Source organism: Kluyvera genomosp. 2 (genome assembly GCF_036759865.1).
GTDB lineage: Bacteria > Pseudomonadota > Gammaproteobacteria > Enterobacterales > Enterobacteriaceae > Kluyvera > Kluyvera ascorbata_B.
This window is the reverse complement of the sequence record NZ_JAPKIA010000021.1, coordinates 85,986-110,936: the sequence shown is the minus strand read 5'-3', so window position 1 is coordinate 110,936 and position 24,951 is coordinate 85,986. Positions and strand designations below refer to the sequence as shown.

Annotated in this window: 25 protein-coding genes; 13 read left to right on the top strand and 12 right to left on the bottom strand. The window is 54.1% G+C overall.

All coding sequences use genetic code 11. The annotated features are described in order from the left end of the window. Positions 1-153: 153 nt before the first annotated feature. Positions 154-663, bottom strand: a complete 510-nt coding sequence (gene mobB / locus V6942_RS20525; protein ID WP_106929242.1) for a molybdopterin-guanine dinucleotide biosynthesis protein MobB — start codon at positions 661-663, stop codon at positions 154-156. Then, the gene (gene mobA, locus V6942_RS20520) at positions 660-1,187 is read right to left on the bottom strand and encodes a molybdenum cofactor guanylyltransferase MobA (RefSeq protein WP_420107859.1); all 528 of its coding nucleotides are present in this window, start codon (positions 1,185-1,187) and stop codon (positions 660-662) included. Before mobA ends, mobB begins: the two co-directional genes overlap by 4 nt. A gap of 126 nt (positions 1,188-1,313) precedes the next feature. Between mobA and V6942_RS20515 the strand changes: the two genes are divergently transcribed. The 3 genes from V6942_RS20515 to dsbA all read left to right on the top strand — a co-directional run bounded on the left by V6942_RS20515 (position 1,314) and on the right by dsbA (position 3,296). Continuing rightward, positions 1,314-1,583: a YihD family protein gene (locus V6942_RS20515; RefSeq protein ID WP_035892297.1), complete on the top strand. Its 270-nt coding sequence runs from the start codon at positions 1,314-1,316 to the stop codon at positions 1,581-1,583. Between the two features lie 75 nt (positions 1,584-1,658). Then, positions 1,659-2,645, top strand: coding sequence for a serine/threonine protein kinase (locus V6942_RS20510; protein ID WP_333501753.1), 987 nt, complete (start codon positions 1,659-1,661; stop codon positions 2,643-2,645). Between the two features lie 27 nt (positions 2,646-2,672). Next, the gene (gene dsbA, locus V6942_RS20505; RefSeq protein WP_106929248.1) at positions 2,673-3,296 is read left to right on the top strand and encodes a thiol:disulfide interchange protein DsbA; all 624 of its coding nucleotides are present in this window, start codon (positions 2,673-2,675) and stop codon (positions 3,294-3,296) included. Positions 3,297-3,311: 15 nt separating this feature from the next. Here dsbA and V6942_RS20500 read toward each other — a convergent pair whose 3' ends face one another. Further along, positions 3,312-4,220, bottom strand: coding sequence for an acyltransferase (locus V6942_RS20500; protein ID WP_333501752.1), 909 nt, complete (start codon positions 4,218-4,220; stop codon positions 3,312-3,314). 396 nt (positions 4,221-4,616) lie between these two features. On the opposite strand from V6942_RS20500, the gene polA reads away from it, so the two are divergent. Continuing rightward, complete coding sequence (gene polA / locus V6942_RS20495; RefSeq protein ID WP_106929252.1) at positions 4,617-7,412, top strand: DNA polymerase I; 2,796 nt, start codon at positions 4,617-4,619, stop codon at positions 7,410-7,412. Between the two features lie 372 nt (positions 7,413-7,784). Here polA and yihA read toward each other — a convergent pair whose 3' ends face one another. After that, positions 7,785-8,420: a ribosome biogenesis GTP-binding protein YihA/YsxC gene (yihA, locus tag V6942_RS20490; protein WP_106929254.1), complete on the bottom strand. Its 636-nt coding sequence runs from the start codon at positions 8,418-8,420 to the stop codon at positions 7,785-7,787. Between the two features lie 592 nt (positions 8,421-9,012). On the opposite strand from yihA, the gene yihI reads away from it, so the two are divergent. Continuing rightward, on the top strand, positions 9,013-9,531 hold the full coding sequence (gene yihI / locus V6942_RS20485; protein WP_106929256.1) for a Der GTPase-activating protein YihI: 519 nt from the start codon (positions 9,013-9,015) through the stop codon (positions 9,529-9,531). 188 nt (positions 9,532-9,719) lie between these two features. Further along, positions 9,720-11,093 (top strand): oxygen-independent coproporphyrinogen III oxidase, encoded by a 1,374-nt coding sequence (hemN, locus tag V6942_RS20480; protein WP_106929260.1) that lies wholly within the window; start codon positions 9,720-9,722, stop codon positions 11,091-11,093. Between the two features lie 69 nt (positions 11,094-11,162). Here hemN and V6942_RS20475 read toward each other — a convergent pair whose 3' ends face one another. From V6942_RS20475 to glnA, 4 genes are all read right to left on the bottom strand, one after another. Then, positions 11,163-11,270 (bottom strand): YshB family small membrane protein, encoded by a 108-nt coding sequence (locus V6942_RS20475; RefSeq protein WP_106929262.1) that lies wholly within the window; start codon positions 11,268-11,270, stop codon positions 11,163-11,165. Positions 11,271-11,383: 113 nt separating this feature from the next. Then, entirely contained in the window at positions 11,384-12,796 is a 1,413-nt protein-coding gene (gene glnG, locus V6942_RS20470; protein ID WP_106929264.1) for a nitrogen regulation protein NR(I), read from the bottom strand. Positions 12,797-12,805: 9 nt separating this feature from the next. Then, positions 12,806-13,855 carry a nitrogen regulation protein NR(II) gene (gene glnL / locus V6942_RS20465; RefSeq protein WP_106929266.1) on the bottom strand — a complete coding sequence of 350 codons (1,050 nt, stop codon included), beginning with the start codon at positions 13,853-13,855 and terminating at the stop codon, positions 12,806-12,808. A gap of 206 nt (positions 13,856-14,061) precedes the next feature. Further along, entirely contained in the window at positions 14,062-15,471 is a 1,410-nt protein-coding gene (glnA, locus tag V6942_RS20460; RefSeq protein ID WP_064540489.1) for a glutamate--ammonia ligase, read from the bottom strand. Positions 15,472-15,851: 380 nt separating this feature from the next. On the opposite strand from glnA, the gene typA reads away from it, so the two are divergent. The 5 genes from typA (at position 15,852) to fabY (ending at position 20,688) form a co-directional block, all read left to right on the top strand. Continuing rightward, positions 15,852-17,675 (top strand): ribosome-dependent GTPase TypA, encoded by a 1,824-nt coding sequence (gene typA, locus V6942_RS20455; RefSeq protein WP_106929270.1) that lies wholly within the window; start codon positions 15,852-15,854, stop codon positions 17,673-17,675. Between the two features lie 133 nt (positions 17,676-17,808). Beyond that, complete coding sequence (gene yihX, locus V6942_RS20450; RefSeq protein WP_106929272.1) at positions 17,809-18,408, top strand: glucose-1-phosphatase; 600 nt, start codon at positions 17,809-17,811, stop codon at positions 18,406-18,408. Beyond that, positions 18,402-19,268 carry a virulence factor BrkB family protein gene (locus tag V6942_RS20445; RefSeq protein ID WP_106929274.1) on the top strand — a complete coding sequence of 289 codons (867 nt, stop codon included), beginning with the start codon at positions 18,402-18,404 and terminating at the stop codon, positions 19,266-19,268. Before yihX ends, V6942_RS20445 begins: the two co-directional genes overlap by 7 nt. Next, complete coding sequence (gene dtd, locus V6942_RS20440; RefSeq protein WP_106929276.1) at positions 19,265-19,702, top strand: D-aminoacyl-tRNA deacylase; 438 nt, start codon at positions 19,265-19,267, stop codon at positions 19,700-19,702. The genes V6942_RS20445 and dtd overlap by 4 nt, the downstream gene beginning before the upstream one ends. Before the next feature lie 44 nt (positions 19,703-19,746). Beyond that, a complete protein-coding gene (gene fabY, locus V6942_RS20435) occupies positions 19,747-20,688 on the top strand; it encodes a fatty acid biosynthesis protein FabY (RefSeq protein WP_181358030.1) in 942 nt (313 codons plus the stop codon). Positions 20,689-20,711: 23 nt separating this feature from the next. Here the strand turns inward: fabY and V6942_RS20430 are convergent, their stop codons facing one another. Then, positions 20,712-21,623 carry an alpha/beta hydrolase gene (locus V6942_RS20430; RefSeq protein ID WP_333501751.1) on the bottom strand — a complete coding sequence of 304 codons (912 nt, stop codon included), beginning with the start codon at positions 21,621-21,623 and terminating at the stop codon, positions 20,712-20,714. A gap of 205 nt (positions 21,624-21,828) precedes the next feature. Between V6942_RS20430 and V6942_RS20425 the strand changes: the two genes are divergently transcribed. Together V6942_RS20425 and V6942_RS20420 are read left to right on the top strand one after the other, a co-directional pair. Further along, positions 21,829-22,077: a CopG family transcriptional regulator gene (locus tag V6942_RS20425; RefSeq protein WP_181358031.1), complete on the top strand. Its 249-nt coding sequence runs from the start codon at positions 21,829-21,831 to the stop codon at positions 22,075-22,077. After that, positions 22,074-22,445, top strand: coding sequence for a type II toxin-antitoxin system VapC family toxin (locus tag V6942_RS20420; RefSeq protein WP_106929282.1), 372 nt, complete (start codon positions 22,074-22,076; stop codon positions 22,443-22,445). The genes V6942_RS20425 and V6942_RS20420 overlap by 4 nt, the downstream gene beginning before the upstream one ends. A gap of 35 nt (positions 22,446-22,480) precedes the next feature. Here the strand turns inward: V6942_RS20420 and fdhE are convergent, their stop codons facing one another. From fdhE to fdxH, 3 genes are read right to left on the bottom strand one after another with little or no spacing between them, the layout of a single operon-like run. Beyond that, positions 22,481-23,410, bottom strand: coding sequence for a formate dehydrogenase accessory protein FdhE (gene fdhE, locus V6942_RS20415; RefSeq protein WP_333501750.1), 930 nt, complete (start codon positions 23,408-23,410; stop codon positions 22,481-22,483). Continuing rightward, complete coding sequence (gene fdoI / locus V6942_RS20410; protein ID WP_006179126.1) at positions 23,407-24,042, bottom strand: formate dehydrogenase cytochrome b556 subunit; 636 nt, start codon at positions 24,040-24,042, stop codon at positions 23,407-23,409. The genes fdhE and fdoI overlap by 4 nt, the downstream gene beginning before the upstream one ends. After that, positions 24,039-24,941 carry a formate dehydrogenase subunit beta gene (fdxH, locus tag V6942_RS20405; protein WP_106929286.1) on the bottom strand — a complete coding sequence of 301 codons (903 nt, stop codon included), beginning with the start codon at positions 24,939-24,941 and terminating at the stop codon, positions 24,039-24,041. The genes fdoI and fdxH overlap by 4 nt, the downstream gene beginning before the upstream one ends. Positions 24,942-24,951: the final 10 nt, after the last annotated feature.

Below are 24,951 nucleotides of genomic sequence, written 5' to 3'. Positions count from 1 at the left end.
CAGGCATCAATTAAGTGAAGAAGCCCATCCTGACGGATGGGCTTTTTTGCGTCTGTATTTCCGGATAATCATGCTGCAGGCGCTGATAAGCGCAGCGCCCTCAGGCACACCTGGCGCATATCGCCGGATGGCGGCGTGAACGCCTTATCCGGCCTACGATTTTGCTTCCAGCCACGCCACAATAAACGCGACTATTTCCGGCACATTATTCAAATTCAGTACCGGCACACCAACGTTCAGCGGAATATCGCTGGCCACTGCAATCGTATGTTCATCGATCGTCAACTCGCTTACTGCATGTCCAGCATCCTGGCGAAACAGTAAAATCTTAGCGACGGCTTCGTGCTTAAACCCCTCCACCAGCACCAGATCCAGCGTTGATGCGTCCATCCTGCTGACCAGAAAAGCCAGGTCCAGCTCCGTTTCTTCAGGGGTTTCGGTCATTAGCGCCCAGCGTTGCCTGCTCGCAACCAACGTCTGTGCAGCACCTGCCTTACGGAGCTCATAACTATCCTTACCGGGTTTATCAACATCCATATTGTGATGGGTATGCTTAATAAGACCTGGACGAATACCGCGTAGACAAAGCTCCGGTATGAGCTTTTTCAACAGCGTTGTTTTTCCCGTACCGCTCCATGCGGCAATTGCTAACAATGGGATCATGTTCTTTCCTGATGGGTCTGCAGATCTTCCAGCGTATTAATATTGCGGAATGCGGCTTTCATGTCGCTAAAATCGACGGAATGCCCGCCAACCTGGCGCATAAACACCATTACGCGACGTTCTCCGCGGGCAAGATAATCCTCAATCAACGGGGCCAGGCTGCGATGAGCCAGCGCCACGGCAGGGTGATCGCGATCGCCATCATGAACCCAAACTACGGGGGCATGGTGACGCTGTGTGACCAGCCGTTCGACGAGCCGAGCAGGAATAAAGGGCGTATCACAGGGGCAAAATAAAAACCATTCAGCGGAAGTTTGCTGCATAGCCGATAACAGCCCAGCCAGTGGACCCGGGAAGTCTGATAGCGTATCAGTTATGACGGTCAAACCGCTCTGACGATAGATATCCAGATTACGATTCGCACTGATGATCATGTTGTTCACCTGTGGGCGCAGACAATCAGCCACATGTTGCCACAGTGGCTTCCCGTTAAGCAGCATTAAGCCTTTATCCTGCCCGCCCATTCTGGAGGCCTTACCCCCTGCCAGCACAACGCCGGTTATCTGGCTCTCTGCATTCACCAATATCGCCTCTTTTATTGTGGGGATTACCCTGCTAACGTGTCTCTATCAAGCGTAAGGAGCACGACCATGAAATGTAAACGTCTGAATGAAGTTATTGAACTCCTCCAGCCGGCCTGGCAGAAAGAGCCAGAGCTGAATTTACTGCAATTTTTGCAGAAACTGGCGAAGGAGTCAGGCTATGACGGCGAATTGGCCGATTTAACGGATGATATTCTGATCTACCATCTGAAAATGCGCGACTCGGCGAAAGATGCGGTCATTCCGGGTATTCAGAAAGATTACGAAGAAGACTTTAAAACGGCGCTGCTGCGCGCGCGCGGCGTGATTAAAGAGTAAAAGGTTGTAAGCAGAGCCGCTGAAATCCGCATGAAATGATATCCTGAACCATTCGTATCGTTATCGGATGCCAGGATGAACGACAAGGCTTTCACTTTCCAGACCCTCCACCCGGATACCATTATCGATGCCCTTTTTGAACAGGGCATCCGGGTGGACTCTGGTCTCACCCCACTTAACAGCTACGAGAATCGGGTTTATCAGTTCCAGGACGAAGACCGCCGCCGGATGGTGGTCAAGTTTTATCGCCCGGAACGCTGGTCGGCCGCGCAGATTCTTGAAGAGCACCAGTTTGCGCTGGAGCTGGTTCAGGATGAGGTGCCCGTTGCAGCCCCGCTCATCTTTAATGACCAAACCTTACTGACCCACGAAGGCTTCTACTTTGCCGTTTTCCCAAGCCTGGGAGGGCGTCAGTTTGAGTCAGATAATCTGGATCAAATGGAATGGGTGGGGCGTTACCTCGGGCGTCTGCATCAAACCGGGCGCAAATCCCGCTTTACCGCTCGTCCGTCGATTAGCGTGAAAGAGTACCTGATTGAGCCGCGCGCGGTGTTTGAGCAGTCGGCGTTGATCCCTGCTGGTTTAAAAGACCGTTTCCTGAAGGCTACCGACGATCTTATTGATGCCGTTATGGGCCTCTGGCACGGCCGGTTCGATGCGCTGCGCCTGCACGGTGATTGTCATGCCGGAAATATCCTCTGGCGCGATGGCCCGCTGTTTGTCGATCTCGACGATGCGCGCAACGGCCCGGCGGTACAGGATTTATGGATGCTGCTTAACGGCTCCCTTGCCGAGAGACGTATGCAGCTAGAGACAATTGTTGAGGCTTATGAAGAGTTCAGCCGCTTTAATTCAGACGAATTGCCGCTGATCGAGCCTTTACGTGCAATGCGGTTGGTTTATTATCTTGCCTGGATAATCAGGCGGTGGGATGACCCTGCATTTCCGAAAAATTTTCCCTGGTTAACCGGGGAAGATTTCTGGCATCGGCAGATCGCTACTTTTGTGGAGCAGGTGAAAGTCCTCCAGGAACCGCCGCTTCAGTTAACGCCAATGTATTAATTCAACACAGTCAGGAGAGAGTGAGTTATGAAAAAGGTTTGGCTTGCGCTGGCAGGTATGATTCTGGCATTCAGCGCATCCGCTGCACAGATTACCGACGGCAAACAGTATATTACGATCGATAAGCCGGTTGCAGGCGAGCCGCAGGTGCTGGAGTTCTTCTCCTTCTACTGCCCGCATTGCTATCAGTTTGAAGAGGTTCTGCACGTTTCTGACAACGTGAAGAAAAAGCTGCCGGAAGGCACCAAAATGACCAAATACCACGTTGAGTTCCTGGGCCCGCTGGGCAAAGACCTGACGCAGGCGTGGGCAGTGGCGATGGCACTGGGCGTTGAAGATCAGATCACCGCGCCAATGTTTGAAGCCGTGCAGAAAAACCAGACCGTGCAGACCGTGGCGGATATCCGCAAAGTGTTCACCGATGCGGGCGTGAAGGGCGAAGATTATGACGCCGCCTGGAACAGCTTCGTGGTGAAATCGCTGGTCGCACAGCAGGAAAAAGCCGCGTCCGACCTGCAGCTGCAGGGCGTGCCGGCGATGTTTGTTAACGGTAAATATCAGCTGAACCCGCAGGGCATGGACACCAGCAATATGGATGTCTTTGTGGCGCAGTACGCGGATACCGTGAAACAGCTGGTTGAGAAGAAGTAAAAATAAAAACGCCGGTCAGTGACCGGCGTTTTTATATTCTGCTTTGATTGTTTTTATCTGCTGGTCTTTCTCTTCCCATATGCCGTTCAGCCAAAGCTGGAAGTGACGTTTAAAGTTCTTATCCCCAACGTAGTCACCGTGCAGTTCTGAATCGATAGGGCGCAGATTAACGCGCACCACGATACGCGTCAGCCTGCCGCTCAACATATCGTAAAACGGCGTCTTGTCGTTTTCCGGATAGCACAGCGTGACATCCAGCATCTTATCAAACTGCGACCCCAACACGTTCAAGGCCATCGCAATCCCTGCGGCCTTCGGCGGCAGCAAATGCTGATACGGTGAGCGCGTCTGACGGCGTTTCTCCGGTGTGAAGCGTGAACCTTCAACAAAGTTAACGATAGTCGTCGGGTGCGCGCGGAATTTCTCACATGAACGACGGGTTGTTTCCACGTCTTTACCGCGACGCTCGGGGTGGCGAATCAGGTAGCTGCGCGAGTAGCGGCGCATAAACGGCATATCCAGCGCCCAACATGCCAGGCCCATAAACGGCACCCAGGCCAGCTGCTGTTTGAGAAAGTATTTGTTCATTGGGATGTGCTTACGGAAGAGCACGCACAGGACAACGATATCGGCCCAGCTATGATGATTGCAGATCAGCAGATACCAGTTTTTCTTGCTGAGCGATTCAAGCCCCTGAATATCCCACTTTAGCCAGGGGTTGAGATGCAGAAGCGCGGCTAACCCTTCACACCAGCAGTACATCATGAAATTGCAGAACACCGAGACCGAGCGCCAGATAACCGGGATGGGTAAAATGAGTTTTATGAGCCCGGCGATAATAATCGGCACGGAGCATAAAATCGTCACTAAAATGGTGAGTGCGATACTGATGGGTAGCGTTATCGCCGCGAGCAATCTCGACATAGTGTTTCTATTCAGATAGTTAGTTGTTTAACGTGCACGCATAAAAGGGCACAAGGGGCTGATTTTATCAGAAAACGCACCAAATGACGGGTCTTACTGAAACAGAAAAATCACCGGCATCTCTATCCACACAGTGTGAATTATCACCAGATCGCACTCTTAGCCTGCGATCTTTTCATAATACATTGAAAATTAATAATTAATTTTTATTTAACCGACGGTTATATATCATTTGTTATCAGTAAAATAAAACTATTCACAAAGTTATCCACAATTTTATTTGCGTGCGATCGTGAAGATCTCTAAATCTTTTCGCGTTATTTTGGCGAAAAATTCATGTTTTCATGCCGTCTGTGGCATCCTTTACCCATAATCTGATAAACAGGCACGGAAATTATGGTTCAGATCCCAGAAAACCCCCTTATCCTCGTTGATGGATCCTCTTATCTCTACCGGGCATACCACGCGTTCCCACCGCTGACTAACCGGGCGGGCGAGCCGACAGGCGCTATGTACGGGGTGCTGAACATGCTGCGCAGCTTGATCCTGCAATACCAGCCGACGCATGCCGCGGTGGTGTTTGATGCGAAGGGGAAAACCTTCCGTGATGAACTGTTTGAGGACTACAAATCCCACCGGCCGCCGATGCCGGACGATCTGCGCGCGCAGATTGAACCGCTGCATACCATGGTGAAAGCGATGGGTCTGCCGCTGCTGGCCGTTTCCGGCGTGGAAGCGGACGACGTCATCGGTACGCTGGCGCGCGAAGCTGAAAAAGCAGGCCGTCCGGTGCTTATCAGCACCGGTGATAAAGATATGGCGCAGCTCGTCACGCCGGGTATTACGCTTATCAACACCATGACCAACACGATCCTTGGCCCAGACGAAGTGGTTACCAAATACGGTGTGCCGCCGGAGCTGATTATCGACTTCCTCGCGCTGATGGGCGACTCCTCGGATAACATCCCTGGCGTACCTGGCGTGGGTGAGAAAACCGCGCAGGCGCTGCTACAAGGGCTTGGTGGCCTGGACACGCTGTACGGTGAACCGGAAAAAATTGCCGGGCTTACTTTCCGCGGCGCAAAAACGATGGCGGCGAAGCTCGAGCAAAATAAAGATCTGGCTTATCTCTCTTACAAACTGGCGACCATTAAAACTGACGTTGAGCTGGAGCTTGGCTGTGAACAGCTGACCGTTGCGCAGCCGGCGGCGGATGAGCTGCTGGCGCTGTTTAAGAAATACGAGTTTAAACGCTGGATCACCGACGTTGAGTCCGGCACCTGGATGCAGGCTAAAGGCGCTAAACCGGCATCGAAACCCGCAGGTAAAGCGGTCGTTGCGGACGTTGAGGTTGAGGTTGAAGAAACGGCGGCAACGCTCTCGGCGGAGAACTACGTCACTATCCTCGATGAAGCGATGCTGGTGAGCTGGATTGAAAAGCTGAAGAAAGCGCCGCTGTTTGCTTTTGATACGGAAACCGACAGCCTCGACAATATTTCCGCCAATATGGTGGGCCTGTCGTTCGCCATCGAGCCAGGGGTAGCGGCTTATGTACCTGTGGCCCATGACTATCTGGATGCGCCAGAGCAAATCTCGCGGGAGCGAGTACTTGAGCTGCTCAAGCCGCTGCTGGAAGATGACTCGCTGCTGAAGGTGGGGCAAAACCTGAAGTACGACCGCGGTATTCTGGCCAATTACGGCATTGAACTGCGCGGTATTGCTTATGACACGATGCTGGAATCTTACACGCTGGATAGCGTCGCCGGGCGTCACGATATGGACAGCCTCTCCGACCGCTGGCTGAAGCACAAGACGATCACCTTTGAAGAGATTGCCGGCAAAGGTAAGAACCAGCTCACCTTCAACCAGATTGCGCTGGAAGAAGCCGGGCGCTATGCGGCGGAAGATGCTGACGTAACGCTACAGCTACACCTGAAGATGTGGCCGAAGCTGCAAAAGAACGAAGGCCCTCTGCGTATCTTTAACGAAATTGAAATGCCGCTGGTGCCGGTTCTCTCCCGCATCGAGCGTAACGGCGTGAAGATCGATCCCGCCGTGCTGCACGCGCATTCGCAGGAGATTGCCAAACGTCTGGTTGAGCTGGAGCAGAAAGCCTACGAGATTGCTGGCGAAGAGTTTAATCTCTCCTCACCGAAACAGCTGCAAACTATTCTGTTTGAAAAACAAGGCATTAAGCCACTGAAAAAAACGCCGGGCGGCGCGCCGTCCACGTCGGAAGAGGTGCTGGAAGAGCTGGCGCTGGACTACCCGCTGCCGAAGGTGATCCTTGAATACCGCGGGCTAGCGAAGCTGAAATCAACCTATACCGATAAGCTGCCGCTGATGATCAACCCGAAAACCGGCCGCGTGCACACCTCTTATCACCAGGCGGTTACCGCTACCGGGCGCTTGTCATCAACCGATCCGAACCTGCAAAACATTCCGGTACGTAACGACGAAGGGCGCCGTATTCGCCAGGCGTTTATTGCGCCGGAAGATTACGTCATTGTCTCCGCCGACTACTCGCAGATTGAGCTGCGTATTATGGCGCACCTGTCGCGCGACGCAGGCCTGCTGAAGGCCTTTGCCGAAGGGAAAGACATTCACCGCGCCACCGCAGCAGAAGTCTTCGGCCTGCCGCTGGAGAGCGTGACCGGCGAACAGCGCCGTAGCGCCAAGGCGATCAACTTTGGTCTGATCTATGGTATGAGTGCCTTTGGCCTTGCTCGCCAGCTGAACATTCCGCGTAAAGAAGCGCAGAAGTATATGGATCTCTACTTCGAACGTTATCCTGGCGTGCTGGACTATATGGAGCGTACGCGTGCGCAGGCGAAAGAGCAGGGCTATGTCGCTACGCTTGATGGCCGTCGTCTTTACTTGCCGGATATTCAAGCCAGCAATGCCGCACGTCGTGCTGGTGCAGAGCGCGCGGCGATAAATGCCCCAATGCAGGGGACCGCTGCGGATATCATTAAGCGGGCGATGATTGCCGTTGACGGCTGGCTGGAAGCTGAGAAACCGCGCGTGCGAATGATTATGCAGGTGCACGATGAACTGGTCTTTGAAGTGCATAAAGACGATGTTGAGGCGGTGTCGAAGAAGGTGCATGAGCTCATGGAAAACAGCACCACGCTGGACGTACCGTTGCTGGTGGAAGTGGGCAGCGGTGAAAACTGGGATCAAGCTCATTAAGTGTTCAATGAATAACGGCGCTTTATGTAAGTAAGCAACATAACTTATCTAATTTTGTGATGAACATTAGAATTTGTTATGTAACAACTGAAAAAAAACTACAAAAAGTGCTTTCTGTCGGCCGTAAAAAAGAGTAGAGTTAATCGCGTAGGGTACAGAGGTAAGATGTTCTATCTTTCAGACCTTTTACTTCACGTAATCGGATTTGGCTGAATATTTTAGCCGCCCCAGTCAGTAATGACTGGGGCGTTTTTTATTGGGCGAAAGAAATGTTTTGCCACAGTCGGCCTGGCGTGAAAAAGACGGGTAGGGACGAAAGAGAACGTGCCCGGAACAGGGCGCCAGGCGCCGCTATCCGGGACATAGAGCGGGTTACTCTGCGGCTGCTTCCGTTTCTTCCTGCGGAGGAATGTCGTTAAACCAGCTGTCCAGTTTCTGACGCAGTTTATCCACGCCCTGCTTTTTCAGTGAAGAAAATGCTTCGACCTGCACATCGCCGTTAAAGGCAATTGCCGCCTCGCGCACCAGATTCAGCTGCGCTTTACGCGCGCCGCTGGCCAGCTTGTCTGCCTTGGTTAACAGCACCAGAACCGGGATTTCGCTGGCGACGGCCCACTCGATCATCTGCTGGTCGAGGTCCTTCAGCGGATGGCGGATATCCATCAGCACCACTAATCCTTTCAGGCACAGACGTTTTTCCAGGTATTCACCCAGCGCACGCTGCCACTTGATTTTCATCTCTTCCGGTACCTGAGCGTAGCCATAACCCGGCAGGTCGACAAGGCGTTTGCCGTCGGCGACTTCAAACAGGTTAATCAGCTGCGTACGACCCGGCGTCTTTGAGGTGCGGGCCAGGCTTTTCTGGTTGGTCAGCGTATTCAGGGCGCTGGATTTCCCCGCGTTGGAGCGTCCGGCGAAGGCCACTTCGATTCCGGTATCGGAAGGCAAGTGGCGGATATCTGGCGCGCTGGTGACAAAGTGCGTCAGTTGATAGTTCCAGTTAGTCAAAACGGTCGTCTCCGTTAAATCAGGCAATGGGGGCGATTATACCCGATCGGCAAAAAAAGGCTGGATTTCCTCCACTCCCCTCAACTGTAAGCCAATGCCCTTACGTTTGTAAGACATTTGCTCTATTCGCTATGGGACATTGAGGAGAAAATATTGCTTATATTATGTTCAAGTTATTTAAAATCATAATATTACATGCGAGCAATAATCTCATTTGTAAGACTTTCACTCATTTGTTGCTTGTTAGTTTAACTCAACGCGGTAAAGTAGCACCCATCGGCAAGGGTGCCAGAAGGATTTAGACTCAGGATGAGGGGTCAGGAACGCCAGGAGGCGAAGACCTACGGAATCTGTCAGGATGACCAACGTCTGGAGACGTTACGCAAGGAAAGGGAACAATAACAGGGACTGTTATAGAGCTAACGGATAAACAGGGTGCGTTGAAAGCAAACACGGAATGTAGAACCCGTAATGGGTTGTGAGTCAGGAAAAAAGGCGACAGATTACTCTGTCGCCTTTTTTCTTTGTTTGCTTTCTGCTAGATTCCGCCTCAATTCTATACTGAATAAAACGGCTTAAAAGATCAGACATCATGAAAAAACCAACCTCTGCGCCGCGCAGTAAAGCGCCAGGCAAACAGCGTCGCAAAACGCGTGAAGAGCTGAACCAGGAAGCTCGCGACCGTAAACGTGACAAAAAGCACCGTGGCCATGCGCCGGGCAGCCGCGCCAGCGGCAGTGACGGTGCATCGGGCTCCAATAAACAGAAGCAGCAAAAAGATCCTCGTATTGGTAGTAAAAAACCGATCGCACTGGGCGTCACCGACGCGCCGGTCGTTAAGCAGCACAAACCGAAGAGCGAGAAACCTATGCTTTCACCGCAGGCTGAGCTGGATATGCTGGAGACCGATGAGCGCCTGGACGCGCTGCTGGAACGTCTGGAAGAAGGCGAAACCCTGACTGCTGAAGAGCAAACCTGGGTTGACGCGAAGCTGGACCGCATTGATGAACTGATGCAGCAACTCGGCCTCTCTTATGATGATGACGAAGAAGAAGAGGAAGAAGAGGAAGAGAAAGAAGACATGATGCGTCTGCTGCGAGGCGGAAAGTAACGTTTGCACCCGATTGGCCTGCCCGTCCTGCTTATAACCCTTTTGGTTATATGTTATCTGGGGTGGTTATTCGTTAAACTACGACGGTTGTCGCGGCGTCAAAACTGGCTGCGCAACCGGCTAACGCTGCGTCATGCGGCCAGGCCGGCAAGCCGTCGTCGTTCTCGACACCATCGCAAGGAGTGAGCATGTCTGTGCAGTTAATCGACTGGGATCTGGCCCTGATCCAGAAATATAACTATTCCGGGCCACGCTATACCTCGTACCCGACGGCGCTGGAATTCTCAGACGCCTTTGGCGAAGCGGAGTTTCAGGACGCCGTTGCGCGTTACCCAGAGCGGCCGCTGTCGCTGTACGTACATATCCCGTTCTGCCATAAGCTCTGCTACTTCTGCGGCTGTAATAAAATCGTCACCCGCCAGCAGCATAAAGCTGACCAGTATCTCGACGTTCTGGAGCAGGAGATTCGCCAGCGTGCGCCGCTGTTTACCGGCCGCCACGTCAGCCAGCTGCACTGGGGCGGCGGCACGCCAACCTATCTGAATAAGGCGCAAATCAGCCGCCTGATGACGTTACTGCGCGCGCATTTTCACTTTGATGCTGACGCCGAGATCTCCATTGAAGTCGACCCGCGAGAAATTGAACTCGATGTGATTGACCATCTGCGTGCTGAAGGTTTTAACCGCCTGAGCATGGGCGTCCAGGACTTCAATAAAGAGGTACAGCGGCTAGTGAATCGCGAGCAAGATGAAGATTTCATCTTTGCGCTGCTCAATCACGCCCGTGATATCGGCTTTACCTCGACCAACATTGACCTGATTTACGGCCTGCCGAAGCAGACGCCGGAGAGCTTTGCCTTTACCCTCAAGCGCGTGGCTGAGCTGAACCCGGATCGGCTGAGCGTGTTTAACTACGCGCATCTGCCGACGCTGTTTGCCGCCCAACGCAAGATTAAAGATGCCGATCTGCCGTCGGCGCAGCAGAAGCTGGATATCCTGCAAGAGACCATCGCCTCGCTGACGCAGGCAGGCTATCAGTTCATTGGCATGGATCACTTTGCGCGCCCGGACAACGAGCTGGCCGTGGCACAGCGGGAAGGCGTACTGCACCGCAACTTCCAGGGCTATACCACCCAGGGCGATACCGACCTGCTGGGCATGGGTGTTTCTGCCATCAGCATGATTGGCGACTGCTACGCGCAGAACCAGAAAGAGCTGAAGCTGTATTATCAGCAGGTGGCTGAGCAGGGGAATGCCCTGTGGCGCGGTATTGCTTTAACCCGCGATGACTGTATCCGTCGTGACGTGATTAAGGCACTAATCTGCAATTTCAGCCTTGATTTCGCGGCAGTAGAAACACGATGGGATCTGAATTTCGGCGACTACTTCGCCGAGGATCTGGCGCTGCTGGCTCCGCTGGCGAAAGATGGGCTGGTGGATATCGATGAAAAGGGCATTCAGGTAACCGCTAAAGGCCGGCTGTTGATTCGCAACATCTGCATGTGCTTTGACGCTTATCTGCGCCAGAAGGCGCGTATGCAGCAGTTCTCGCGGGTGATTTAGTGTTGATATCGCCCGGTGGCGCTACGCTTACCGGGCCTACAGGCCGGATAAGCGCTAGCGCCATCCGGCTTAGCTGAACAGCCCTACCAGCGCCGCGCACAGCACGGCGGCCATCGCCGTTTGCGGTGAGTGGCTGGCCGCACCGCTCGATACCAGATTAATCAATGACTCAAGCATTTTCGTCCCCCCGTGGATTGCCGGGCAGCATAATACTTAACTCATCGGAACAGTAAAGTATAAAATTGCAGCAACTTGCGCCAATCGCACAATATTTACACTTCACCCTGTTCTTACTCCATTCCGAGCTCTTTCAGCTTACGCGTCAGGGTATTACGCCCCCAGCCGAGCAGGCGTGCGGCTTCCTGTTTATGCCCCTGCGTATGGCGTAACGCGGTGGTCAGCAACGTGCGTTCCATTTCAGGCTGAGCTTCTGAAAGCAGGTTTTGATGACCGGAGCGCAGCGCGCGATCGGCCCACTGCGCCAGCAGCGTCGCCCAGCTATCCGGCAACGAGGAGGCGTTAGTGCTGTCGGGCAGGCTCGCTTCAAACAGCTCGCCCGGCAGATCCTGAATCAGCACCTCTTGCCCGGCGGCCATCACCGTCAGCCAGCGGCAGGTGTTTTCCAACTGGCGTACGTTGCCAGGCCAGGCCAGACGCGTTAAGGCCGCTTCGGTTTCCGGATGCAGCAGTTTAGCTTCCACGCCCAGCTCACGGGCGGCGACCTGCAGGAAATGGTGCGCCAGGCGCGGAATATCTTCCCGACGCTCGCGCAGCGGCGGCAGATGGACGCGAATAACGTTCAGACGGTGGAACAAATCCTCGCGGAACTTGCCTTCCTGCACGCGTTGCTCAAGGTTCTGGTGGGTGGCGGCAATAATACGCACGTCGACCTTCACCGGGGCGTAGCCGCCGACGCGATAGAACTGGCCGTCTGCCAGCACGCGCAGCAGACGGGTCTGGACGTCCATTGGCATATCGCCAATTTCATCGAGAAACAGCGTGCCGCCGTCGGCCTGCTCAAAGCGGCCCTGGCGCACGGTATTGGCGCCGGTGAAGGCCCCTTTTTCGTGACCAAAGAGCTCGGACTCTATCAGATCTTTTGGAATGGCCGCCATGTTCAGCGCGATAAATGGTGCCTTAACGCGGGGGCTATGGCGGTGCAGGGCATGAGCGACCAGCTCTTTACCGGTACCCGATTCGCCGTTAATCAACACGCTGATGGAAGAGCGTGAAAGGCGACCAATGATGCGGAATACGTCCTGCATCGCCGGGGCTTCGCCGATGATATCGGTGGTCGGGCCGTCAACCTGAACGTTGCGTGGCTGCTGCTGTTCCTGATAGTGGCTGATGGCGCGTTCAACCAGCGCCACCGCCTCATCAATATCGAACGGTTTTGGCAGGTAGTCGAAGGCACCTTGCTGATAGGCGCTGACGGCGGCGTCCAGATCGGAGTGTGCCGTCATTATGATGACCGGAAGCATCGGATGGCGCTGCTTGATTTGCGTCAACAGCGCCAGGCCGTCCATGCCGGGCATACGAATATCGGACATCAGTACGTCGGGGGTTTTGCTGGCCAGCGCGTCCAGCACCTCTTTCCCGCCTTCAAATGTCGTGCAGGTTAGCCCTGCGCCGGTGAGCGCGCGTTCAAGCACCCAACGGATGGAGCTATCGTCATCAACAACCCAGACTATCCCTCGTTGCATAAACACACCTTATTTTTTAATTGGCAGGAAAACCGAAAACTCGGTATGGCCTGGCCAACTGGTAAATTCAATTTTGCCGGAGTGCTGGTCGATCAGGCTGCGCGCGATCGACAGACCCAGCCCGGTGCCACCTTCGCGCCCGCTGACCATCGGATAAAACAGCGTATCCTGCAAATGTGATGGAATGCCGGGGCCGTTATCTTCGACATCAATGCGGGCGGCCAGGCGGTAGCGAACGCCGTGCAGCGTTAACTGAAAAGCAGTACGGGTGCGCAGGACAATTTCGCCGCCTTCTGGCCCCAATGCCTGAAGGGCATTACGCACGATATTAAGCAAAACTTGCTCAATCTGGTCGGGATCGTGCGGTAATTCCGGCAAGCTTGGATCGTAGTCGCGCACCAGCTTGACGTTTTCCGGCAGCTCCATCGACACCAGCTTCACTACCCGTTCGGCCACTTTATGAATGCTCTCGGTCACATGCGTACCGGGATGCTGGGGGCCAAGCAGGCGATCGACCAGATTACGCAGGCGGTCGGCCTGTTCGATAATCACGTTGGTGTATTCGGTGAGCGCTGGATCGGGTAGCGCTTTGCTGAGCAGCTGCGCTGCGCCGCGCAGGCCGCCAAGCGGGTTTTTAATCTCGTGTGCCAGCCCGCGGACCAGATCGCGTGCGGCAATCTGCTGGGCGTGCTGGAGCTGTTCCTGGCTCAGGCGACGCTGATTATCCATGGGTGCCATCTCCAGCAAAATAAAGCCGTCAGGCAGCCGCTGGGCGGTGAGCGAAAGAATGTGCGAACGACCGTCGATGACCAGTGTCACTTCGTTATCGGTGAACCCCTGGCCGGTTTGCAGGCTCTCCTGCATTAAACCGACGTTAAGCGAGAAATAGCTCAACAGTTCGGGAAGCGGTGTACCGAAAAGTTTACGCGCGCTCTGCGCCAGCAGCTGCTGCGCCGCCGGATTGGCGTAGTGAACGGCGAGGTCGTCATCGACCAACAAAATGCTGTTGATTAACGAGTTAAGGATCTGCCCAGCATCGGGCAGTGCGCCTGTTGCCATTTAGCAGTCTCCTGAAAAGGCTTGCACTGTTTTAGTGCAGTATAGCTTTTTACGGATAAAAAGCGCGGAAGATCAGGTTGTTGGTGGAGAAAAAAGCCCATCCTGAGATGGGCTGAAAGTTTCCACGGCAACTCAATTCCAGATTGTCGCGCCAGCGCCCATCGGCAATGACGCGACCTCATCCAGACAGTACAACTCAAAACGTCTTAGACGCTGTAGTACAGTTCGAACTCAACCGGGTGCGGAGTCATGCGTACGCGGTCGTTTTCTTCCGTGCGCAGCGTGATGTAAGCGTCGATAGCTTCATCAGTGAATACGCCGCCAGCCGTCAGGAACTCGCGATCTGCGTCCAGTGCCTGCAGCGCTTCTTCCAGAGAGCCTGCAACCTGTGGGATCTCTTTCGCTTCTTCCGGCGGCAGGTCGTACAGGTTTTTATCCATGGCTTCGCCCGGATGGATTTTGTTCTTGATACCGTCAAGGCCAGCCATCAGCAGCGCGGCGAAGCACAGGTACGGGTTAGCCGCCGGGTCCGGGAAGCGCACTTCGATACGACGCGCTTTCGGAGATGCAACCACCGGAATACGGATGGAAGCAGAACGGTTACGCGCAGAGTAAGCCAGCATAACCGGCGCTTCGTAACCCGGGACCAGACGCTTGTAGGAGTTGGTGGTCGGGTTCGCCAGGGCGTTGATCGCTTTCGCGTGTTTGATGACGCCGCCGATGTAGTACAGCGCCTGCTCAGACAGACCCGCATATTTGTCACCGGAGAACAGGTTTACGCCGTTCTTGGACAGGGACATGTGGCAGTGCATGCCGGAACCGTTATCGCCAAACATTGGTTTTGGCATAAAGGTCGCGGTTTTACCGAAACGGTGCGCAACGTTGTGCACAACGTATTTGTAGATCTGAATTTCGTCCGCTTTCTTGGTCATGGTGTTGAAGCGGGTCGCGATTTCGTTCTGGCCAGCGGTTGCCACTTCGTGGTGATGCGCTTCAACCACCAGGCCCATCTCTTCCATGATCAGACACATGGTAGAACGGATGTCCTGTGAGGAATCAACCGGAGGAACCGGGAAGTAACCGCCTTTCACGCCAGGACGGTGACCTTTGTTACCGCCTTCGTATTTGGTGGAGGAGTTCCATGCGCCTTCGATATCGTCGATAGCCACGTGGGAACCGGAGATAGATGCGCCGAAGCGGATGTCATCAAACAGGAAGAATTCTGGCTCTGGCCCGAACAGAACGGTGTCTGCGATGCCGGTAGCGCGCAGGTACTCTTCAGCGCGTTTCGCGATAGAGCGCGGGTCGCGGTCGTAGCCCTGCAGGGTGCCTGGTTCCAGGATGTCACAACGAATAATCAGGGTAGACTCTTCAAAGAACGGGTCGATGAGAGCGGTAGATGCGTCCGGCATCAGAACCATGTCTGATTCGTTAATGCCTTTCCAGCCGCCGATGGAGGAGCCGTCAAACATTTTGCCTTCTTCGAAGAATTCGGCATTAACCTGATGGGCAGGAATAGTGACGTGCTGTTCTTTACCTTTGGTATCGGTAAAGCGCAGATCGACAAACTTCACTTCATGCTCATTCAGCATCGTCAAAACGTGTTCAGCGGACATACTTTACATCTCCCGGATTTGTCATTGTCGTCGTGGTAACGAGGTCTTCAATCACTGCTTAAAAGTGGCGGTGTTGCCGTGAAAAATATAAAGCGAAATCTGTGCCAACTTTTAAATCACCCCCAAAAGGCGTTATCATGCGCACCATAGTGCAAAATGGCTGCACCATGATAGTCTTTTTGCACCATTATAGTGCTTACACGCGAGCGTTGAGCACCATATTGGTGCAAATTGTGATTAGGTGCCCTTTTTATGCTCCGTGAAAGCGATCACAAAGAAACTCTGCGATACTTGTTTGCGGAGGATCTCTGTGATCCTGTTTTGTAGTGCGATTAATCCGTGTACAATAACGCGCTATTTCTAATGCCCGAGGCAAAGTTGTGATCGAAAATTTGCGTAACATCGCCATCATTGCTCACGTTGACCATGGTAAAACGACCCTGGTTGACAAGCTGCTGCAGCAATCCGGTACGTTCGACGAACGTGCTGAAACTCAAGAGCGTGTGATGGACTCCAACGATTTGGAGAAAGAGCGTGGGATTACCATCCTCGCAAAAAACACCGCTATCAAATGGAATGACTACCGTATCAACATCGTTGATACCCCGGGGCACGCCGACTTCGGTGGTGAAGTTGAGCGCGTTATGTCCATGGTTGACTCCGTGCTGCTGGTAGTTGATGCCTTCGATGGCCCGATGCCGCAAACGCGCTTCGTGACCAAAAAAGCATTTGCCCACGGCCTGAAACCGATTGTTGTTATCAACAAGGTTGACCGTCCGGGCGCGCGTCCTGACTGGGTTGTTGATCAGGTCTTCGACCTGTTCGTTAACCTCGACGCGACCGACGAACAGCTGGACTTCCCGATCATCTACGCTTCGGCGCTGAACGGTATTGCCGGTCTGGATCACGAAGACATGGCTGAAGACATGACCCCGCTGTATCAGGCGATTGTTGACCATGTACCGGCTCCGGACGTTGACCTTGACGGTCCGTTCCAGATGCAGATCTCCCAGCTGGACTACAACAACTACGTTGGCGTCATCGGTATCGGCCGCATCAAACGCGGTAAAGTGAAACCGAACCAGCAGATCACTATCATCGATAGCGAAGGCAAAACCCGTAACGGTAAAGTCGGTAAAGTCCTGACCCACCTGGGTCTGGAACGTATTGACAGCACCCTCGCGGAAGCGGGCGATATCATCGCGATCACCGGTCTGGGTGAGCTGAACATCTCCGACACCATCTGCGATCCGCAGAACGTCGAAGCGCTGCCGGCACTGTCCGTCGATGAGCCGACCGTTTCTATGTTCTTCTGCGTTAACACCTCTCCGTTCTGTGGTAAAGAAGGTAAATTCGTTACCTCTCGTCAGATCCTTGACCGCCTGAACAAAGAGCTGGTGCACAACGTAGCGCTGCGCGTTGACGAAACCGAAGACGCTGATGCGTTCCGCGTTTCTGGCCGTGGTGAACTGCACCTGTCCGTTCTGATTGAAAACATGCGTCGTGAAGGTTTCGAACTGGCGGTTTCCCGTCCGAAAGTTATCTTCCGTGAAATCGACGGCCGCAAACAAGAGCCGTACGAAAACGTCACGCTGGACGTCGAAGAGCAGCACCAGGGTTCTGTCATGCAGGCACTGGGCGAGCGTAAAGGCGACCTGAAAAACATGAATCCAGACGGTAAAGGTCGCGTACGTCTCGACTACGTGATCCCGAGCCGTGGTCTGATCGGCTTCCGTTCAGAGTTTATGACCATGACTTCCGGTACCGGTCTGCTGTACTCCACCTTCAGCCACTACGACGATATTCGTCAGGGTGAAGTGGGCCAGCGTCAGAATGGCGTACTGATCTCCAACGGCCAGGGTAAAGCAGTTGCGTTCGCACTGTTCAGCCTGCAGGACCGCGGTAAGCTGTTCCTGGGTCACGGTGCTGAAGTTTATGAAGGCCAGATCATCGGTATTCACAGCCGTTCTAACGACCTGACTGTAAACTGCCTGACCGGTAAGAAACTGACCAACATGCGCGCATCCGGTACGGATGAAGCTGTTGTTCTGGTTCCGCCAATTCGTATGACTCTGGAACAAGCTCTGGAATTCATCGATGATGACGAACTGGTTGAAGTGACGCCGCAGTCTATTCGTATCCGTAAACGTCACCTGACGGAAAACGATCGTCGTCGCGCAATGCGCGGTGCAAAAGAAGAGTAATCTCGCTTTTGTCACGACCTGAAACCCCGCCTTATGGCGGGGTTTTTCTTTTTGAAATAGAGAGCGTTTGTTCATAGTCAAAGCCCGACTTTCCCGCTAGAGTGAAATTTCCACGGCGCGAACGGAGGCAAAAATGCTCTATATCTTTGATTTAGGTAATGTGATTGTCGACATTGATTTCAACCGTGTTTTGGGCACGTGGAGCGATCTTGCCCGCGTACCGCTGGCCCGGCTGAAGCAGAACTTCACCATGGGGGAAGCATTTCACCAGCACGAACGCGGTGAAATATCAGATGAAGCTTTCGCAAAGGCAATGTGCCATGACATGGATTTGCCGCTCAGCTATGAACAGTTTGCTCACGGCTGGCAGGCGGTATTTGTTGAACTCCGTCCTGAAGTCATCGATATCATGAAAACGCTGCGCGAACAAGGGCATCGTGTGGTCGTACTCTCCAATACTAACGCGCTGCACACCACGTTCTGGCCGGATGAATATCCGCAAATCTATGCCGCTGCCGACCATGTTTATCTTTCTCAGGAGATGGGCATGCGTAAACCGGAAGCGCGTATTTATCAACGGGTACTTGAGCTGGAAGGTTTTTCTGCCGCCGATGCGGTCTTTTTTGACGATAACGCCGATAATATAGAGGGTGCTAACCAGTTGGGTATTACCAGCGTGCTGGTCACAGGGAGAGAAACCCTGCCCGACTATTTTATGAAGTCGTTATGTTAAAAACCGTTCATCAAAAATGTATTCATCATACCCGGCCGCTGGTGGCGTGGAGTAAATTCCTCTGGCGGCGTATCGAAGAAGATAATATGACGACGCTGGCGGGCAATCTGGCCTACGTGTCGTTGCTTTCGCTTGTGCCGCTGGTGGCGGTCATTTTTGCCCTGTTTGCGGCGTTCCCGATGTTTTCTGAAGTGAGTTTGCAGATTCGTCACTTCGTGTTTGCTAACTTTCTTCCCGCGACGGGCGACGTCATTCAGCGCTATATCGAGCAGTTCGTCGCCAACTCGAATCGCATGACCGCCGTGGGCGCCTGCGGGCTGATTGTTACCGCGCTGCTGCTGATGTATTCCATCGACAGCGCGCTGAATACCATCTGGCGCAGCAAGCGCGTACGGCCAAAAGTATATTCTTTTGCCGTTTACTGGATGATCCTTACGCTCGGGCCGCTGTTGGCCGGGGTCAGTCTGGCAATCAGCTCTTATTTACTGTCGCTGCGCTGGGCCAGCGAACTGCACGGCGTTATCGATAATGTGCTGCGCGTATTTCCGCTGCTGCTGTCCTGGCTCTCTTTCTGGCTGCTTTACAGCATCGTGCCAACGACCCAGGTACCGAACCGCGATGCGGTTATTGGGGCACTGGTCGCCGCGCTGTTGCACGAACTGGGTAAGAAGGCCTTCTCCCTGTACATCACCGCGTTCCCCTCGTACCAGCTGATTTATGGCGTGCTGGCGGTGATCCCCATTTTGTTTGTCTGGGTCTACTGGACGTGGTGTATCGTCTTGCTTGGCGCAGAAATAACTGTCACTCTCGGTGAATACCGAAAACTGAAAACAGAACAACAAGAAGCAGACGAACCATGATTGCATTAATTCAGCGCGTTACCCGCGCCAGCGTGAGCGTGGCGGATGAGGTCACGGGGGAAATAGGTCCAGGGCTACTGGTGCTCCTCGGCGTAGAGAAAGATGACGATGAACAGAAAGCCAATCGTCTGTGCGAGCGAGTGCTTGGCTACCGTATCTTCAGCGATGCCGAAGGTAAAATGAATCTGAACGTTCAGCAGGCAGGAGGCAGCGTGCTGGTGGTGTCACAGTTTACGCTGGCGGCCGATACTGAACGCGGTATGCGGCCGAGCTTTTCTAAAGGCGCTGCGCCGGACCGCGCCGAAGCGCTCTATGAGTACTTTGTGCAGCGCTGTCGCCAGCAGGAGATGCACACGCAAACGGGACGATTTGCTGCGGATATGCAGGTGTCGCTGGTCAATGATGGCCCCGTGACATTCTGGTTACAGGTATGAACCCACTTCCCTGTAGAGCGCGGGGGGCAAAAGAGAGCGCGATTATGTACCATCTCCGAGTACCGCAAACGGCAGAAGAGTTAGACGAGTACTATCAGTTTCGCTGGGAAATGCTGCGTAAACCGCTGCACCAGCCAAAAGGCTCCGAACGCGACGCCTGGGATGCCATGGCGCACCATCAGATGGTGGTCGATGAACAGGGAAAGCTGGTCGCCGTCGGGCGGTTATACATTAACGCGGATAACGAAGCGTCAATCCGCTTTATGGCCGTACATCCCGACGTGCAGGATAAAGGGCTGGGAACGCTGATTGCCATGACCCTGGAGTCCGTTGCGCGTCAGGAAGGGGTTAAACGCGTCACCTGTAGCGCACGTGAGGATGCCGTGCCGTTCTTTTCCAAGCTAGGATTCAAGAACGAAGGGGAGATTACTACCCCGCAGACCACCCCCGTTCGCCATTTCCTGATGATTAAACCCGTTGCCTCGCTGGACGATATTCTGCACCGCGGCGACTGGTGTGCACAGCTACAGCAGGCCTGGTACGATCATATTCCGCTCAGCGAGAAGATGGGCGTGCGCATCCAGCAGTACACCGGGCAGAAATTCATTACCACCATGCCGGAAACTGGCAACCAGAACCCGCACCATACGCTGTTTGCTGGCAGCCTCTTTTCGCTGGCAACACTCACCGGCTGGGGGCTTATCTGGCTGATGCTGCGTGAGCGCCACCTGGGCGGCACTATTATTCTGGCCGATGCTCATATCCGCTATCGAAAACCTATCGCCGGTAAACCGACCGCCATTGCCGATCTCGGCTCGCTTAGCGGCGACCTGGACCGACTGGCTCGAGGACGCAAAGCGCGTGTGCAGATGCAGGTTGAGCTGTTCGGCGATGACACCCCCGGTGTGGTGTTCGAGGGGACCTATATCGTGCTGCCTGCGAAGCCATTCGGGTCGTACGAAGAAGGCGGTAACGAAGAGGAGTAGGGTATCTCCCAGCCTCGCTATCTTCAGTGGCCTGACACCCTGCGGGCCACATCCTCCATTGCATCCCGCGCCGCCTGGCTCACGCCGCCAAGCTGGAAAAATCCGTGAATAACGCCATGATAGCGCAGGCAGGTGCAGGTCACACCCTGTCGGGTTAGCCGTTCATACAGCGCCTCACCTTCATCGCGGAGCGGATCGTATTCGGCGGTAATGATATGCACCGGCGGAAGGCCGTTAAAATCGTCGCGCCAGAGTGGGCTAGCTTCCTGGTCCAGTGGATCGTTTCCCTGCAGATACATCTCAAAACCTGAAAGTAGCGTATCGCGAGTAATAATGTAGTCCTGGCCATTGCTGATGTAGCTGGCAAAGCTGGCGGTAGCGTCGAGCATCGGGTAAATCAGCATAAGCTTTGACGGCGTCCATGCCGCGTTGGCTTTTAGGCGTAGCGCGGTGACCAGTGCCAGATGGCCGCCAGCGCTATCGCCAGCGAGCGTGATATGCTGGCGGTCGATACCAAGCTGCTGAGCATATTTATAAACCAGGTTCGCGCCACGCTCGGCGTCATCGTGAGCGGCGGGGAAAGTGTGTTCTGGTGCCAGACGATACTGCACCGCAATCACCCGGCATCCACTGTGCCAGGCAAGCTGACGTAGCTGATTGTCGTGCGTGATAAACCCACCGCTGACAAAACAGCCGCCATGAAAGTAGAGAATGCAGGGGAGTGATGATGTTGAATTTAGCGGCGAAATGACGCGAAATGTCATCCCTTCCAGCACGATATCTTCTGATTTGACGCGAATCTCTTTCTCCCCTGCCAGCGCCGTGCTAGCAATATACCCCTTCCTCCGGTCATCAATATTCTGCTCGCGTGAAGAAGGGCGACCCGCCGCAATAAACTCAGCAACTAACTGCGCAATGCCGTTTTCCAATGCCATGATGATGTCCTTTTTGCTGTATAAACATACAGCTTTATAGCCTGGTTTATCGCGAATGGAAACGGGAAATTGGGTGGGGTAGTGATTGTGGATAGCGGCTCGCAAAAACGAACGATTTCTTAATTTTAGTCTATAACCATATTTAAAGTGCGTGTATCTTGTTCGCTTATTGAGCATGGATGATATACTTGATGCATATATGAGCATGATGGTGGAAAGGGACATGGGCAGAATACTTCTCGATTTGTCGGACGAGGTGATTAAGCGCCTCGACATACTTAAACAGCAGCGAAATCTGCCTCGTGCGGAACTGCTGCGTGAAGCCGTTGAGCAATATCTTGAAAAGCAGAGTCAGGCTGAGCTCACTATTTCTGGTGCGCTTGGCATCTGGCAAGGGTGTGAAGAAGATGGCGTTGAGTATGAAAGAAAACTTCGGGAAGAGTGGCAGCGATGAAAAGACCCGTTCTTTTTGATACCAATATTTTAATCGATCTCTTCAGCGGGCGGATGGAGGCGAAGCGGGCGATGGATTCCTACCCTCCGCAACATGCGATAAGCCTGATCACCTGGATGGAGGTCATGATAGGGGCAAAGCGCTTTCATCAGGAGCAGCGAACGCGAATAGCCTTGAGCGCATTCGAAATTATTGGTGTGACAGAAGAAATTGCTGAGCAGAGTGTGAATCTACGGCAGGAGTACGGCATGAAGCTGCCCGATGCGATTATTCTGGCCACTGCGCATGTTCATCGCCGGGAACTGGTGACGCGTAATACAAAGGATTTTGCGAGGCTTCCGGGCGTGATTTTACCCTACGCGCTGTAAACCGGGCCAAAAACAGCCCGGTTTAACGCGGGAAATTACTCCCCTTCACCCGGGAACAGGAACGGGTTGATAGAACTACGGGCGAACCCTTCTTGTTCCATCCGCGCGTCCAGCACCAGTGAGGCGAGGTCGTCGGCTACGGCTTCCACTTTCGGGTCTTTTTCCTGATACAGAATCTTCAGGTAAGTCCCGCAGTCGCCGCAGCTTTCGGCTTTAATGGCCGCCTGCTCGTTATCCAGCGACCAATAGTGGAGGTCACGGCTCTGCTCGCAGTTGCTGCACTTCACGCGCACCACGTGCCACTCGGTTTCACACAGGTTGCAGTGCAGGTAGCGCAGCCCCTGGGTGGTGCCGATTTGCACCATGCTGGAAACCGGCATCGAACCGCATACCGGGCAGTACTGGCGTTGTTCGCCGTATTCCGCACGGGCTTTACCCGGAATGAGGCTGGCCATCTGCGCCCAGTACAGCGACAGCGCAGCCCAGATAAACGGCGCTTTATCGCTGCTGACGGAAGAGAAGTCAGAGGCAAACAGCGCGCTGGCCATTTGCTCCAGCTCCTGTTCGGAGGCTTTTTCCAGGTTCTCGATAACCGCCAGCGCCGGGCCGCTCATTTCCGGCTTCAGTTCGGCAATCATGGACTGCAGCAGCGTGTGCCAGTGCTTGTCGCGCGGCAGAACGTGAATATCCAGCGGCGGCTTGCCCTGGTCAATCGCTTCTTTGAGGCGCGCGGTGAGATCCATTTTCAGCGGGTGGTCGTACAGCACCACTTCCTGAGCGTGGGCAATCAGCGCGGCAAAGCGCAGGTAATCACCCAGCGGGTTGTTCTCTGCCAGCTCGCGCAGACGCTCTGCGCGGCGGTTGTAGAGGTTTTTGAGTCTGGGGAACAATAACGGCGGAATGACTTCCGCCGTACGTTTCTCGCTCGAACCCAGCTCATCTTGCGGGATTATGCGAATACTCATTCAGATGACTTTTCCTGTTTCTGGCGGACTTCACGGTACCAGCGCGGGTGATGTTTCTTCGCCCACGTTTTGGTAACCCATCCCTCCACCATCGCGGTAATGGTGCCTTTCACCCAAAGGGCGGCGTAGATATGCACCATGATAACCACAATTAACGCCACTGCGGCAAATGAATGCAGCATGAGCGCAAATCGGATCACCGGGATTGAGAAAGCAGGCGCAAAGTACGGACGCCAGATAATCACGCCGCTCACCAGCAGCAGCACCAGGAAGATAATCGCCGCCCAGAATACGCATTTCTGGCCGAAGTTATAACGCCCGGTGTCACCTACTTCCTCGTTGACGACGATCTTACGAATATTCTTCGCCCAAAAGATATCATCCCGATTGATTAGATTGTGGTGCCAATAGCGGAAAAACATGATGATAAACGACGCAAACATGATAACGCCGACAAACGGGTGCAGAATACGCGCCAGCTGTGGTGTGCCCATGATTTGCATTAACCAGTTGAAGGATGGGAAGAAAAATCCCAGCCCGCTTATCGCCGCCAGCATGAAGCAGAAGGCGGTGACCCAGTGGTTGATGCGTTCCGGCGCCGTATAGCGCACGATGGTGTCACGTCTTTTCATTTGCGCACCTCGTCGTCTTTTTCATGCAGATTGTCTTCTTCCTCTTCCGCACGGTTCGGACCGACCCCGACGTAGTGGAAGATGCTCGCGGCGAACGTAGCAGCAAAGCCGATAGCGGCCAGCGGTTTCCAGACGCCTTTCCAGAACTTCACGGTGGCGCTGATTTCCGGGTTTTCCGGCAGGCCGTGGTACAGGTTCGGCTTGTCGGCATGGTGCAGAACGTACATTACGTGTGTTCCGCCAACGCCCGCCGGATCGTACAGACCTGCGTTATCATAGCCACGGGTTTTCAGCTCGGCGACGCGCTCGCCCGCCAGCGTTTTCATATCCTCTTTGGAGCCAAAGTGGATAGCGCCGGTTGGGCACGTTTTCACGCAGGCCGGCTCTTGCCCGACGGTTACGCGATCGACGCATAGCGTACACTTGTAGACGCGGTTGTCTTCCGGGTTCAGTCGCGGCACGTTGAACGGACAGCCGGCGATGCAGTAGCCGCAGCCAATGCACTGTTCAGACTGGAAGTCGACGATGCCGTTGGCGTACTGAATGATTGCACCTTCCGACGGGCACGCCTTCAGGCAGCCCGGATCGGCACAGTGCATACAGCCGTCTTTGCGGATGAGCCATTCCAGTTTGTCGTTCTGTTCCACTTCCGAGAAACGCATCACCGTCCAGGATTTGGCGGTCAGATCGGCGGGGTTGTCGTACACCCCGACGTTGCTGCCGATTTCATCACGGATATCGTTCCACTCCGAACACGCCACCTGACAGGCCTTACAGCCGATACAGGTGGTGACGTCGATGAGCTTCGCCACCTCTTCCTGGTGATCCCGCGCCTGAGGCGCGGGGGTGAAACCGTTAGTGGCGGAACGACGGATAATGTCTTGCGATTGATAAGCCATAGATCGTCTC

Bases quoted from the DNA above. Each gene is read 5' to 3' on its own strand.
- mobB (WP_106929242.1), bottom strand. From the start codon at position 663: ATGATCCCATTGTTAGCAATTGCCGCATGGAGCGGTACGGGAAAAACA.
- mobA (WP_420107859.1), bottom strand. From the start codon at position 1,187: ATGGGCGGGCAGGATAAAGGCTTAATGCTGCTTAACGGGAAGCCACTG.
- V6942_RS20515 (WP_035892297.1), top strand. From the start codon at position 1,314: ATGAAATGTAAACGTCTGAATGAAGTTATTGAACTCCTCCAGCCGGCC.
- V6942_RS20510 (WP_333501753.1), top strand. From the start codon at position 1,659: ATGAACGACAAGGCTTTCACTTTCCAGACCCTCCACCCGGATACCATT.
- dsbA (WP_106929248.1), top strand. From the start codon at position 2,673: ATGAAAAAGGTTTGGCTTGCGCTGGCAGGTATGATTCTGGCATTCAGC.
- V6942_RS20500 (WP_333501752.1), bottom strand. From the start codon at position 4,220: ATGTCGAGATTGCTCGCGGCGATAACGCTACCCATCAGTATCGCACTC.
- polA (WP_106929252.1), top strand. From the start codon at position 4,617: ATGGTTCAGATCCCAGAAAACCCCCTTATCCTCGTTGATGGATCCTCT.
- yihI (WP_106929256.1), top strand. From the start codon at position 9,013: ATGAAAAAACCAACCTCTGCGCCGCGCAGTAAAGCGCCAGGCAAACAG.
- hemN (WP_106929260.1), top strand. From the start codon at position 9,720: ATGTCTGTGCAGTTAATCGACTGGGATCTGGCCCTGATCCAGAAATAT.
- V6942_RS20475 (WP_106929262.1), bottom strand. From the start codon at position 11,270: ATGCTTGAGTCATTGATTAATCTGGTATCGAGCGGTGCGGCCAGCCAC.
- glnG (WP_106929264.1), bottom strand. From the start codon at position 12,796: ATGCAACGAGGGATAGTCTGGGTTGTTGATGACGATAGCTCCATCCGT.
- glnL (WP_106929266.1), bottom strand. From the start codon at position 13,855: ATGGCAACAGGCGCACTGCCCGATGCTGGGCAGATCCTTAACTCGTTA.
- glnA (WP_064540489.1), bottom strand. From the start codon at position 15,471: ATGTCCGCTGAACACGTTTTGACGATGCTGAATGAGCATGAAGTGAAG.
- yihX (WP_106929272.1), top strand. From the start codon at position 17,809: ATGCTCTATATCTTTGATTTAGGTAATGTGATTGTCGACATTGATTTC.
- V6942_RS20445 (WP_106929274.1), top strand. From the start codon at position 18,402: ATGTTAAAAACCGTTCATCAAAAATGTATTCATCATACCCGGCCGCTG.
- dtd (WP_106929276.1), top strand. From the start codon at position 19,265: ATGATTGCATTAATTCAGCGCGTTACCCGCGCCAGCGTGAGCGTGGCG.
- fabY (WP_181358030.1), top strand. From the start codon at position 19,747: ATGTACCATCTCCGAGTACCGCAAACGGCAGAAGAGTTAGACGAGTAC.
- V6942_RS20430 (WP_333501751.1), bottom strand. From the start codon at position 21,623: ATGGCATTGGAAAACGGCATTGCGCAGTTAGTTGCTGAGTTTATTGCG.
- V6942_RS20425 (WP_181358031.1), top strand. From the start codon at position 21,829: ATGATGGTGGAAAGGGACATGGGCAGAATACTTCTCGATTTGTCGGAC.
- V6942_RS20420 (WP_106929282.1), top strand. From the start codon at position 22,074: ATGAAAAGACCCGTTCTTTTTGATACCAATATTTTAATCGATCTCTTC.
- fdhE (WP_333501750.1), bottom strand. From the start codon at position 23,410: ATGAGTATTCGCATAATCCCGCAAGATGAGCTGGGTTCGAGCGAGAAA.
- fdoI (WP_006179126.1), bottom strand. From the start codon at position 24,042: ATGAAAAGACGTGACACCATCGTGCGCTATACGGCGCCGGAACGCATC.
- fdxH (WP_106929286.1), bottom strand. From the start codon at position 24,941: ATGGCTTATCAATCGCAAGACATTATCCGTCGTTCCGCCACTAACGGT.